The 13,064-nt window shown below is 39.8% G+C and carries 12 protein-coding genes and 1 pseudogene; 5 read left to right on the top strand and 8 right to left on the bottom strand.

Going from position 1 to position 13,064, the window contains the following annotated elements; translation table 11 throughout:
- The first annotated feature begins 130 nt into the window (after positions 1-130).
- From PGX00_RS20000 to PGX00_RS19990, 3 genes are all read left to right on the top strand, one after another.
- Positions 131-652 carry an NADPH-dependent FMN reductase gene (locus PGX00_RS20000; RefSeq protein ID WP_272139870.1) on the top strand — a complete coding sequence of 174 codons (522 nt, stop codon included), beginning with the start codon at positions 131-133 and terminating at the stop codon, positions 650-652.
- A 190-nt stretch (positions 653-842) separates the two neighbouring features.
- Positions 843-1,946 carry a mechanosensitive ion channel family protein gene (locus tag PGX00_RS19995; protein ID WP_272139868.1) on the top strand — a complete coding sequence of 368 codons (1,104 nt, stop codon included), beginning with the start codon at positions 843-845 and terminating at the stop codon, positions 1,944-1,946.
- A 130-nt stretch (positions 1,947-2,076) separates the two neighbouring features.
- A complete protein-coding gene (locus PGX00_RS19990; protein ID WP_272139866.1) occupies positions 2,077-3,066 on the top strand; it encodes a Gfo/Idh/MocA family protein in 990 nt (329 codons plus the stop codon).
- A gap of 144 nt (positions 3,067-3,210) precedes the next feature.
- On the opposite strand, the gene aroG is transcribed toward PGX00_RS19990, so the two are convergent.
- The 5 genes from aroG to PGX00_RS19965 form a co-directional block, all read right to left on the bottom strand.
- Positions 3,211-4,266: a 3-deoxy-7-phosphoheptulonate synthase AroG gene (aroG, locus tag PGX00_RS19985; protein ID WP_272139864.1), complete on the bottom strand. Its 1,056-nt coding sequence runs from the start codon at positions 4,264-4,266 to the stop codon at positions 3,211-3,213.
- A 233-nt stretch (positions 4,267-4,499) separates the two neighbouring features.
- Positions 4,500-5,375 (bottom strand): DMT family transporter, encoded by an 876-nt coding sequence (locus PGX00_RS19980; RefSeq protein ID WP_272139862.1) that lies wholly within the window; start codon positions 5,373-5,375, stop codon positions 4,500-4,502.
- An 89-nt stretch (positions 5,376-5,464) separates the two neighbouring features.
- Positions 5,465-5,812 (bottom strand): XRE family transcriptional regulator, encoded by a 348-nt coding sequence (locus PGX00_RS19975; protein ID WP_272140935.1) that lies wholly within the window; start codon positions 5,810-5,812, stop codon positions 5,465-5,467.
- 173 nt (positions 5,813-5,985) lie between these two features.
- Positions 5,986-6,600, bottom strand: a complete 615-nt coding sequence (locus PGX00_RS19970) for a fumarylacetoacetate hydrolase family protein (protein ID WP_272139860.1) — start codon at positions 6,598-6,600, stop codon at positions 5,986-5,988.
- 28 nt (positions 6,601-6,628) lie between these two features.
- Positions 6,629-7,081, bottom strand: a complete 453-nt coding sequence (locus tag PGX00_RS19965; protein ID WP_272139858.1) for a MarR family winged helix-turn-helix transcriptional regulator — start codon at positions 7,079-7,081, stop codon at positions 6,629-6,631.
- A gap of 116 nt (positions 7,082-7,197) precedes the next feature.
- Here PGX00_RS19965 and PGX00_RS19960 point away from each other — a divergent pair.
- Positions 7,198-7,619, top strand: a pseudogene (locus PGX00_RS19960) (organic hydroperoxide resistance protein).
- Positions 7,620-7,718: 99 nt separating this feature from the next.
- Here PGX00_RS19960 and ppnP read toward each other — a convergent pair.
- From ppnP to PGX00_RS19945, 3 genes are all read right to left on the bottom strand, one after another.
- Positions 7,719-8,000 carry a pyrimidine/purine nucleoside phosphorylase gene (gene ppnP / locus PGX00_RS19955; protein WP_272139856.1) on the bottom strand — a complete coding sequence of 94 codons (282 nt, stop codon included), beginning with the start codon at positions 7,998-8,000 and terminating at the stop codon, positions 7,719-7,721.
- Positions 8,001-8,081: 81 nt separating this feature from the next.
- Positions 8,082-8,816: a putative bifunctional diguanylate cyclase/phosphodiesterase gene (locus PGX00_RS19950; protein ID WP_272139854.1), complete on the bottom strand. Its 735-nt coding sequence runs from the start codon at positions 8,814-8,816 to the stop codon at positions 8,082-8,084.
- Positions 8,782-10,578 carry a sensor domain-containing protein gene (locus tag PGX00_RS19945; protein ID WP_272139852.1) on the bottom strand — a complete coding sequence of 599 codons (1,797 nt, stop codon included), beginning with the start codon at positions 10,576-10,578 and terminating at the stop codon, positions 8,782-8,784. The genes PGX00_RS19950 and PGX00_RS19945 overlap by 35 nt, the downstream gene beginning before the upstream one ends.
- A gap of 435 nt (positions 10,579-11,013) precedes the next feature.
- Here PGX00_RS19945 and PGX00_RS19940 point away from each other — a divergent pair, with 435 nt between their 5' ends.
- A complete protein-coding gene (locus tag PGX00_RS19940) occupies positions 11,014-12,966 on the top strand; it encodes a PAS domain-containing sensor histidine kinase (protein WP_272139850.1) in 1,953 nt (650 codons plus the stop codon).
- Positions 12,967-13,064 lie beyond the last annotated feature (98 nt).

Below are 13,064 nucleotides of genomic sequence, written 5' to 3'. Positions count from 1 at the left end.
CGCTATTCAAATCACAAACAGCCAATTAAGAGTCATTTGGAAACAATCTGTCCACAATAAGACCATTAATTAACGTATGAGAATAATTTAAAGTGTATCCATCCAAGCAGAGAAAAGATAGGAAATGATGATGAAAGTACTCGCGTTTGCAGCCAGTAGTAGCAAAAACTCAATTAACAAACATCTCGCTAATTATGCCGCGCAACAAATAGAAGAAGCACAGGTAGAGCTTCTAGATATCAACGACTATGAAATTCCGCTGTTTAGTGAAGACAGAGAAAAAGAACTTGGCCAACCAGAACTTGCAAAAGCGTTCCATCAAAAGCTTGGAGAAGCCGATGTCATTGTTATTTCATTTGCAGAACATAATGGATCTTACACCGCAGCTTATAAAAACCTGTTTGATTGGACCTCTCGCATTAGCAGAGATGTATTCCAGAATAAACCCGTGATCATGCTGGCGACCTCTCCGGGTCCTGGTGGCGCAGGTAATGTGCTTGCCGCGGCAAAAGCTTCTGCGCCTCATTTTGCCGCCGATGTCAAAGCAACTCTGTCAGTGCCTAATTTCTACGACAATTTCGATTTAGAAAACGGTATCTTAACCAATAAAGAACTCGTCGATCAGTTACTAAGTGCCATCTCTCAGCTTTAGATAATCGCTGATTCGTCAAGATGACAGAAAAAGTTGGATTAGATTTAATGTCTATTTCACCTTTTTCCGTTTTGATAAATAATAATTTAATGCTTTTGCCCAAATACCCGCTAAATATTTATTTTTCCTAGAGAAAAACCAGAAAATCTGCTACTTTTTTCCTTACACACTATAAGGAAGTCCTATCTACATGGATTCATTAATTACCCAACTACAAGACTATTTTTCTCAGCCTGACCAAGACTGGGGTAATGATGTTCTATTCATCACTGGTATCAGCTTTTTTGCTTGGGTAGCATGGCGAATCATCTACTCTCGATTGGAAACGATAGCGGACAAAACCAAGATACAGTGGGACAACGTTATTATTGGTGCTTTAAAAACACCAATCAGCACCTTGCTTTGGTGTTGGCCTGCTACTGTCTCTATTGGGTTAGTCATGCAAAGCTATATAACACACTCTCTTGATTGGCTCGCAACACTCAAAATGTTGCTCATCATTGCGATTTTCATCTGGATTATCCTACGACTTATCAATAATGTTGAAGAGTATGTACTTGAGCAAAAAACACGAGATGAAACTACCGTTCAAGCGATAGCCAAAGTGGCAAGGCTATTATTTATCATGATGGGTGTTTTATCTTTCATGCAGACGCTAGGACTAAGCCTATCAGGTCTTCTTACTTTTGGTGGTGTGGGTGGATTAATTGTCGGTCTGGCAGCAAAAGATCTGCTATCTAATTTTTTTGGTGGCATGATGATCTACTTCGATCGTCCTTTTAAAGTTGGCGATTGGATCCGTTCACCAGATAGACAGATCGAAGGAACAGTTGAACGAATTGGTTGGCGCATGACTATCATTCGTACCTTTGATAAACGACCACTGTACGTACCGAACTCTGTTTTCAGTAGTATTGTCGTTGAAAACCCTTCTCGCATGTCGAATCGACGCATATATGAAACTATTGGCCTTAGATACGAGGATGCCCATAAAGTCGATAGTATTATTGATGACGTGAAAATCATGCTGCAAAATCACCCCGATTTAGACATGTCACAGACTTTAATCGTTAATTTTAATGCCTTTGGCCCATCTTCATTAGACTTTTTTATCTATTCGTTCACTAAAACCGTGAATTGGGTGCACTATCACGAGGTAAAGCAAGATGTTCTATTAAAGGTCATGGACATCATCCACGATCATGATGCTGATGTCGCTTTCCCAACGCAAACTCTAAAGGTCGAACAGTCCACACCGCCAGCCGGATTTCCTTTTCCCAGCATCGGAAAGTAAGTAGTCATGCTGAACAACGGCAACAGACAGGCTTTTTATCCATTCTGTTGCCGTTGTTTGAGTGTTATCTCAAACGTTTTCATAGTATTGCTGCAAAATAGCTACAACTTACATTTAGGACGACGACAAAATGGAACAGAGCATAAATTGGGGGGTTATCGCCCCAGGACGAATAGCACATCGATTTGCGCAAGGGTTTGAATCTATAGACGACGGCAGACTCTTCGCCGTAGCGAGCCGAAATATTGAGCGCGCAACCAGCTTTGCAAAACAATATGAAATCCCCCATGTAATGGCTGATTACGAAGAGATAATTAATCACCCGGATATCGATGTAATCTACATCGCAAACCCTCATCGCTACCATCATGAAACCGTCAAGCAGTGTTTGCTGGCAGGAAAAGCCGTACTTTGCGAAAAACCGCTAACGGTAACTGCAAAACAGAGCATCGAACTGTTTGATTTAGCAAAAAAACAAAATGTGTTTCTAATGGAAGCGGTCTGGAGTCGTTTTTTACCGTGCTGGACTCAGGTAAAAGTGTGGTTAAATGAAGGCATTATTGGGGATGTTCAGCTACTCCGATCCACATTTGGCTTTCAGCCACCTAAAGATGAAACTGATCGACTTTTTGATATCAATCTTGCTGGTGGAGCTCTTTTAGACACCGGTATTTATAACATTGCTCTTTCGGAATTTGTATTAAGTCGACAGCCAAATCGAATTCAATCTGCCGTCTTAGTTGGCGAAACAGGTGTTGATGAACGCTGCACTGTGACATTAGATTATGGCGACGTCACAAGCCAATTTACATGCACTTTCCTTAGTCAATTAGATAACCAGTTCCACATTATTGGCAGTAACGGTACCATCGTCATCAATGGTAACTTTTGGGATGCGCAAAGTGCTACGTTAACCACTAATGTTGGCGAAGTTTTAAAGTGTAATAAACCACAACGTGCGAGTGGCTTCGAATACCAAGTCGATGAAGTACACCGTTGTTTAAGAAACGGGCAAATAATTTCCGAGAACATGCGTCCTGAAGTGACAATTGCCAATATGAAGGTTATGGATCAAATATTGGAAGACGCAGGTGTGGTCTATCCATTTGTAGAAAGATAAAACGATATTAAATAAGTCTATGAGCAGCATCGATGTCATTCCGTTTACATCAATTGAATCCCATTCATCAGACAACTCAGACTCATGTAAACGCATAAAAAAGGCCCGCTTAAGATTAAGCAGGCCTTTCATTTATAAACGTATCTATTTTGCTTTGCGTCGGTCTTCTACTGCATCTGCTAATTGACGAAGTACTTTTTCAGTATCATCCCAACCAATACAAGCATCGGTAATAGACTGACCATAACAAGCTGCGTTACCATCCACAAGATCTTGGCGACCTTCTACCAAATGTGATTCAATCATGACACCAAAAATGGCGTCCTGACCGTTAGCCATTTGAGCCGCGATATCTTCTGCAACCACCATTTGACGCTGAAACTGCTTAGAGCTGTTTGCATGACTGAAATCGATCATTACTTTTTGTGGTAGACCTGAAGCCGCTAGTTGAGCTTTTGTTGTTTCTACATGGTCAGTACTGTAGTTTGGCTCTTTACCACCACGAAGAATAATATGGCAGTCAGGATTACCCGCTGTTTCTATGATCGCAGAATGACCATATTTAGTTACAGAAAGGAAATGATGCGATGCTTCCGCACTACGAATAGCATCTGTTGCTATCTTGATATTGCCGTCAGTACCATTCTTAAACCCAACCGGGCATGAAAGACCAGACGACAGCTCTCTATGTACTTGGGATTCAGTCGTACGCGCACCAATTGCCCCCCAACTAATTAGGTCTGCAATATACTGTGGAGTAATCATATCTAAGAACTCTCCAGCAGTTGGCATACCCATATCCGTGAGATCAAGAAGAAGCTTACGACCAATTCTTAATCCATCATTTAATTTGTAGGTATCATTTAGATACGGGTCATTGATCAACCCTTTCCACCCAACCGTAGTGCGAGGCTTCTCAAAATATACTCGCATAACAATTTCAAGGCGGTCACCTAATTCATCACGCAATACTTTCAGCTTTCTACCGTAGTCTAGTGCCGCTTCAGTGTCATGAATAGAACAAGGTCCAATGACAACGAGGAGACGATCATCTTTATCGTTTAAAATGTCAGAAATAGCCTTACGGGCTTGATATGTCGTTGAAGCTGCCGTTTCTGTTGCTGGAAACTTCTCTAACACTGCTACAGGGGGAAGTAATTCTTTTACTTTATTAATTCTTACGTCGTCAGTTTGATACATTGCTACTACTAATCCTATTTATTTTAGTGAGCCAATTTTTCTAATGAAAATTCTAAGGCTCTTTCCATTCTCTATTCTTGTAACTTATCGAGTAAAAAAGATAACTGCAACCACTTTTTTTAACAAAGTTCAATAAAACACCCTAATTTACACTTTACACAAGATGTAACGTTATATTTACACCTAAAAAGAACAATTTCCGACCACTTTCATTACTACCAACAGCCGCTGTATTAATGCCACATTACTAATACAGCGGCTGTTGCAACCATCATAAGCGCGATGATGTCTTTTCTTTTTATTTTTTCTTTAAGCCAAAAGAAGGAAATAAGCATAGTGAAAAACACTTCAACCTGACCCAAGGTTTTAACATAGGGGACAGCTTGAAGAGACATAGCACTAAACCAGCCAAAGGAACCAATAAAACTGGCAACGCTTGTCATTATGACCAACTTGGGTTTACGAAACATCGTTACTAACGTGTGCCTATCTTTCAACAATAAATAACTGATCAGAATTAACGTTTGCAACAAAATGATCAGAAATAACACCCAAGCAGCACGATGCGGAAAAGGTACAGAAAGGCTTAAACTTGCTTCGCGCACCCAAAGTGAAGTTAGAGCAAAGGCCGTGCTGCACGCTAGGCCGAGTAATGCGGTATTCAGTGATAGGCTTCTAAACCCCTGCGGGCAGCTGAGGATTAACACCGCAATACCGCCAAGTAACACCCCAACCCAACCTAATAATGTTAAAGATGTGCCAAAAAATAAAACACCTAAGAAAGCAGAGACTGGTGCTTCGCTTTTTGCCAAGCCGGCACCAATAGCAAAGTTTTTTTGTTTAAATAAAACGACCATCAATGCGGTTGCAACGATTTGCATTATCGATGCACCAACGATGTAAAACAGCGAATAACCGGTGACATGAGGGAGCGAGGCTGGCTGCCACTGATAAAGAAAGGTTAAATAAATTAAGGCTAAAGGGCTCGCCCATAAAAAACGAGCGAGTGTCACACCAACAGTACTTAGATCGGCGCTCAATTTGCTTTGAAAAGCATTGCGCCATGACTGACTAAAAGCAGCAAGAAGAGTAAATAGAATCCAGCTCAAAATAGTTATTCATTCAATGAATTAAGTTTTTCATCATAGAATAAATAATCTAGGGCGTCATCAGGATACGACGATAAAACGAATAAGGCTTATTCTGCTCGATGGATATATTCGACAATCACTTGATTGCCTTCAATATAAGCTCGTTGAATTTCACCATCTACAGAAAGGCGAGTTTTTAGAAAAACGTGTTTTGTCGCTGTCATTGCACCATTTCTCAATGAAGGAATCGCCTGTTGTGGTTCTATGCGCATAATTTGACAAAACTGTTTCACAAAACCGTATGTTAAAGGCGCATTTCCACGTAAAAGCTCGGAAAATTCTTTTTGAGAGATACCTAACTTTTTGACAACCTCCATCTGCATCAGCCTCATTTTGGCCTTTTTTGACATCCAAACCTGGTAAAGCTCTTCTCTATCTTGTTGTGTAAAATCCACATTCGTCCCTTGAATAATATATTGAGGCTGTGAATATGCCTTTTCCAGCAAAAAAAATGTCAATTCATGGTAAAAATTATCCAATCAAAATTCAAATTGGAAGCGAGCGCAATAAGGGTCGTTTATTCAAGAAACCTTTGGGTCGATACAGACTATATTCGAATTAGTATAATTTATTCTGCCACCCATTCTGCTTCAACAATAACTTGATCCCCACATTTGATCCGGCCTGTAAATATGTCCCCTTGATAAACAACACCGACACCTGCAGGCGTTCCACTCATGACTATATCGCTGGTTTCTAACTGTGTATAACTCGCCAGTTCTTGTATTATTACTCGTGGTGGATACAACATCTGACTTACATGACCACTTTGAATACGTACTCCATTGATGAAAAGTTCAATACTAAGATTATCAATATCAACACCATCTAAAGGAACAAATCGACTAAGAACTACAGCACCATCGAATGCCTTGGCTCGCTCCCAAGGTAGCCCTTTCTCTTTAAGCCGACTTTGTAATTCTCTTTTGGTCAGGTCAAGACCAAAACCAACAGCCGCAAGCTTTTTTCGCCTAACCATAAAGCAAATCTCGGCTTCGTAATGCAAGGGCTCTTGATGAAAGGATAGTAGCCGACTCGAAATTGAAGAGTTAGGTTTATTAAACACCACCATTTGCTCAGGGATCGCATTATTAAGCTCTTTTATGTGTTCTACATAATTTCTACCTACGCACAATACCTTACTTGGCTTCACCTTTTTTATTCCTAAAACTACGGTATTCATCTACTAGATCCTTCTAATCATATCGATATTATTTGTTTAATTTTTCAAGTACTTTTTCACACAGTCTCTTTAATTCAACCAACTCGGTTACTTCCATGTCTAGTTTACATGCCATACCATTCGGTACTAAAAGTGCCTTTTCTCTTAAGTCCATTCCTTGCTCCGTGAGATACAGCATCCGCACTCTTTCATCATCTAGCCCTCTCTTTCTACTGACTAATCCTTTCCCTTCTAACCTTTTCAATAGTGGTGTCAGGGTCCCTGAATCAAGGTGAAGCTTAGCCCCTAACTCTTTTACATTAATTCCATTTGTTTTCCAAAGTACCAGCATCACAAGATATTGCGAATAGGTTAAATCAATGACCTGTAGAAAAGGCCTATAAGCTCGAATCACAGCATTTGCAGCGCTGTATAACGGGAAACAGACTTGATTCTCCAGCTCCAATGCTTTCTCATTTTTTGTCGAAACACACGATGTCATATACACCCTCCAAACAATATTGCGCACAATATACTTGCATTCTAGTTTTACATCGATATATAATTGCAAGCAACTTAATTGCGCACAATATATATTTTAACTAAAGGTAACCCCCTATGACAACTCTATACAAAACTAAAGCAACAGCATTAGCTGGTCGTAACGGAAAAGTAGCAACGGATGATGGATTACTTGAGGTAAACCTAAGTTATCCAAAAGAAATGGGGGAGCTGGCACAGCAACCAACCCAGAACAACTTTTTGCAGCTGGCTATTCAGCGTGTTTTTCTAACGCTATTCTACATGTTGCAAGAGAAGCGAAAGTGAAAATTGACCAAGCACCAGTCACAGCAGAAGTCGGTATTGGACCAAACGCAGAAGGTGGCTTCGCTTTAACTGTAAGCCTTGCCGCAACGTTAGATTTGCCACAGGAAAATGCGTTAGAAATCGTACGTATGGCACACAAAGTCTGCCCTTATTCAAACGCGACTCGCGGTAATATTGATGTTGCAGTCACTATCAATGGTGAAACCATTTAAACTAAAAGGGTTATTATAGATTTAACTCCATTGACGACTATCCCGATATTCGAGCCAGCTCATAGTATGAGCTGGCTCTTTTTAATCACTGGACATTATTTAAAGATATTCACAGAGGTAAGCTGTCGACTCTACTACTTTGACATCAAAAGACGAATCACCAACGACATCAAAAGCCTGGCCAGCAGCGAAGGTCGTCCACTCTGTTTCACCAACGCGCTTGATCGTTAGCGAACCTTTAACGACCGTCATTTTTTCAGGAGCACCAGTACCAAATGTATATTCACCTGGCGCCATAACACCAACGCTACTGTCGCCATCTTGTTGGGTAAAACCTAATGATTTAACACCACCATCAAAGTAAGTATTTTCTTTAATCACTTTACATCCTTGTTGTTTCGTTAATCGAACATATGTTTGTATAAGAATTAGCGATGATTAACAAGCCTTAAAAGACCCTCTTTATAATTTATGAGCTCTTTTTTCTAACAGAGGGACAATATCTTCTGCTAATAGCGGCTTACTAAAGTAATAACCTTGCGCATGTAAACAACCTCTTTGTACCAAGAAATCAGCTTGTTCAAGCGTTTCTACTCCTTCAGCTATTACCGTAAGAGAAAGTGCATTACCTAGTGCAATGATGGCGTCAGTAATAGCGATATCGTGAGTATTTTCTGGCAAATTCATAACAAAAGAACGATCTATTTTAAGTTTATTAAGTGGTAATTTCTGTAAGTAACTTAATGAAGAATATCCAGTACCAAAGTCATCCATTGATAATTCGATACCGTAAGATCTCAACGTCATTAACTGCTTAACGGCGTTTTCTGCGTTACTCATCATGAAGCCTTCGGTCACTTCAAGTTCGAGATATTTCGATTCCAACCCTGTTTCTTTCAAAATGGATATGACCTGCTCAGCAAAATTATTACGCTGCAATTGAGGGCCAGCCACATTCACTGCTATTTTCCCAAATTTATAACCTTTATCTCGCCACTCGATGGCTTGTCTGCAAGCCTCTCTAACGACACGCAAACCTATTTCTTGTATTAGTCCTGTTTTTTCTGCAATAGGGATAAATACATCAGGAGGAACAAAACCAAGTTTAGGGTCATTCCAACGAATCAAGGATTCTAAGCCCACCAACTTGCCCGTTTTCATATCAACTTGAGGCTGGTAGACCAAAAAATCTTTCATTATCAATCGCTTCATGAAGCGCAGCCTGCAATTTTAGGTGGGACTCAGATTCTTTGGTTAGCGCTTCTGTGTAATAGGCGTAGTTATTGCGTCCTGTTTGTTTAGCGCGATACATGGCTGCATCAGCATTACTTAACAATAAGTCACTGTCGTTTCCATCTTGTGGGTAGAGAGCGATACCTATGCTACCCGTTAATCTAAATGGATCTGTTTTGCCTATTTCAATTGGCTTTTCGAAAACCGACATTATTTTCTGCGCAATGATAGAGATAGAATCCACATCAGCAATCCCAGGGAGGAGAAGTACAAACTCATCGCCACCAATACGAGAAACCGTGTCGACTTCACGTAAGTTGTTTTTTAACCTAGAAGCAATTTCACACAACACTTCATCACCAACAAGGTGCCCGTAGCTATCATTAATATGCTTGAAGTGGTCAATATCGATAAAAATCGTCGCAAAACTCTCCCGATTTCTTTTAGCATGATATATTTCTTGCTCGATTTGGCTTGTTAACTTGGTACGATTAGGGAGATCGGTAAGAGGGTCATGGTAAGCCATGTGCTGTAAATCATTTTCTTGCTGTTTTTGTTGAGAAATATCGGAAAATACAGCCACATAATTACAAATATTTCTGCGGTCATCATAAACGACACTTATCGTGGAAAGCTCAGGGAAAATTTCACCATTTTTACGTCTGTTCCATATTTCGCCTTTCCACTGACCTTCATTAATCAAATTCGCCCAAATGTTTCGATAAAAATCAGTGTCATGGCGACCCGACTTCAAAAACCTCGGATTTCGCCCTATTGCCTCGAGCTCCACATAGCCGGTAATTTCGCAAAATGCTTTGTTTACATAGATGATCATACCGTCTTTATTAGAGATAATGACCCCCTCTACTGAATTCTCAAAAACAGTTGCCGCAACTAATAATTGATCTTCTATCGCCTTTCGATTTGTTACATTACGGGTCATACCAACAATCCCAACAGTACGCCCTAGGCTATCCAACACAGGTGCTTTAATCGTCTCTAGCCACGTTTTGCTTTCAGGATTAACCGCATTAGCACATTCTTCAACTACGGTTTGTTTTCCCGCTGCGATGACTTCATCGTCTGCAGCTATAAATTTTTCAGCTACTTCAGGATCAAACAGCTCATAATCGGTTTTACCTATTATCTCTGATACTGGTTTTCTCCAAGCCTGACTCACTTCCCTATTGCAATGAGTGTAGACGCCCTCTACGTTTTTAATCCACAGGTGGTCGCTAAAACTATCGATGAAATTTTGAAATTCCGGAGTAGGATATTTTTTTGCAGCATTGGTTAACTCAAAGTCGACCTGCTGTTGATCTTCTTTAACAACTTTAAGAAGATCTTGTTCTATTTGAATCACTATACCGTTCAATAAATCATAGTGCTCCGGGAGAATTGACCTATCTTTGCTAAGCACCAATAAAACGCCAAAATGCGACGAACTAGGCCAACTAATAGGGAATCCAATCGAGTGTTTAAACCCAGCTATCAAAGCGTCTTTTTCAGAAGGTTCATGATGAAATAGTACATGTTTACAAAACGAATCAATTTCTAAGATGTCTTCAATAAAATCCATCGATTTAGAAGCTACCACCATTGGTTGATATACATTATGTTTTACTGTTGTACACAACGTAAACTCGTAACCTAATACGTTTTGGTAACTTACAAATAATTTTTGCCAATGTTCTTGTACTTCTAAGGGGACGACAATATCTACCATAACCAACTTCTGCGAATATCTAATTAATACGAGCGCTCATTCGACTTTCTTACAACACGAGCATAAGCTCGAATATAACTTAATGCTTAACTAAAAGATAAAATAATCTTGAGTTCCGTTAGCTCACAAACAATTCAGACCTCTCGTTCATCTTCTAATTAATGATTAATGGGCTTTCCGATGCTATCGAGTAAGACTTGAAATCACATAGAATAAAAATTATAAACGGTGCTTATTATAGGCCCAAAAGGGCATCATTCTAATCGCCATCGGAAAGTTGCTTAAGAAGATATGTCCAATTTATTTACCGAACCTCGAATTAATGCGCGTTTTTATAATTTCCCGTGTAATAACTTCACGTTATGAGTAAGTGTTGGTTCTCGATATCTTAAGGTTGCGTCTATACTTATTTCGGTAACTGTTCTAGGGAAGGATATGGGAAAACTAAAAGAAGTTTCAGATATTATTGGCAGCCCTATGCGAAGTCGTATAGGTAGACGAATTATCTTAATTATGGTTCTAATTAGTAGCACGGTGACGTTAACCGCGACAACGTTGCAGCTTGCATGGGATTATTCGCGAGAAGTAACTGCAGTAGAAAGCCGACACAATGAAATAGAAACAATACATGTCCCGTTGCTAGCCGCTTCTTTGTGGGAATTTGATCTCAAACTTTTGCAACAAAAATTAGAAGGTTTGATCAATCTGCCCCGCATTAACTATTTGGAAGTTCGTTCAGCCAACGAACTGTTTTATGCCGGTAAGCCAGTTAAAAATAGGCCAATAGTTGATGAATACTTAATCGTTTACCAGTCTAGTTATCACGAGGAACCGGAAGTTTTAGGAACGCTACGTGTCGAGTCCGATGAACAAGAAATTTACGATTACCTCCTTGAACAGTTTCTTATTACACTCGCTATTAATGCATTCAAAACGTTGATCGTCTGTTTTGTAATCATGATTGTAATTCACGAGAGCATCAACAAACGGATATTCTCTATCGGTAAATACCTGCAAAAATATAATCCTAGACATCCAAGTAAGCCTCTACACCTATCATCCAAGAAAATTATTACTCAGGCATCTGATGAGCTCAGTGAACTTGGCAATGAAACAAACAAGATCACGACACGTCTTACCCTTCTCTATAATAATATCCGTTATGAACAAGAACGCTTTAGTGATTTTGCTAACGTTGCATCAGACTGGTTGTGGGAAACAGATGGTGATGATGTATTAATCTATGCCTCTATTGAGATGCGACAAAGCTTAGGTATTGATGAGTTTTCTAGGGTACATTTTAGAGATTTACCCGTGTTACGTAACGCCAGAACTCTGCTTTCGAACATTGAAAAAAAACAAAGCTTTTCTTTTTGCCAAGAAACCGTTGTGATAAACGGGTCGGCTCATTATCTTCTTTTTCAAGCTATTGCAAATTATAAAGACGGTGAGTTTATTAGTTATCGCGGTACAACTATCGACATTACTGTTTTACAGCAGGCTCAAATTGAACTGGAAGAACTCAACAACAACTTAGAACGCAAAGTAGCAGAGCGGACACACGATCTTGAAAGCAGCATGTATCAGTTGCAGCGCACCCAGCAACAATTGATAGAGTCTGAAAAACTGGCGGCGCTTGGAGGCTTAGTCTCAGGAGTTGCTCATGAGGTAAACACCCCTCTAGGAATATCCGTCACAGCCGCTTCTATTATCAAAGAAAGCATTGATGATTTAAACCAACGCTTCGATAATAATACACTCACAACAACGCAATTTTCTGACCTAATGAAGCGCTTAGGCGATAGTAACTCAATGTTGGAAAGTAATTTAAATAGAGCCGCTCGATTGATCAAAGACTTTAAACAAACGGCGGTTGATCAAGTTTCAGAAAGTCGAATTCAATTCTCTATTTACCAAGTACTCTCCTCGCTACTCGCCAGTCTCCACCCAGAAACAAGAAAGGTCCCAGTAGAACCACAACTTCTCGGTGACACAGAACTGGTTATGAACAGTCTGCCAGGCGTACTCACTCAAATAGTTTCTAATCTAGTACTAAATAGCGTCAATCACGCCTTTTCCACACAGAGCACACCTGAAATTTCAATTTCATTTGTTGAAGATGGTGAGGAAGTTGTGTTTGTCTACCGTGACAATGGAGCGGGAATAGATAAGGCTTTACATCAAAAAATATTTGAACCCTTTTTCACTAGCAAAAGAGGTAAAGGTGGCTCAGGATTAGGGCTCTATCTTGTATTCAATCTAATACAGCACAAAATGAAAGGTACTTTGAAGTTTGACTCCGAACTTGGTCAAGGCGTGCAGCTTACCTTCAGGCTACCTCGTCAATTACAAAACTCTGAAGATGATAGTTCTGATGCACAGGTTTGAGCAGTAAATTGAATTCATATTGATCACATCACTAATATAATCGGAATAACACAAATACAAAAGGGCGACATAATGTCGCCCTTTTGTATTTAATTTTG

This window comes from Vibrio algarum (genome assembly GCF_028204155.1).
Taxonomy (GTDB): domain Bacteria; phylum Pseudomonadota; class Gammaproteobacteria; order Enterobacterales; family Vibrionaceae; genus Vibrio; species Vibrio algarum.
Note: the sequence above shows the minus strand (reverse complement) of the source record. Positions and strands in the feature narration are given on the sequence as shown.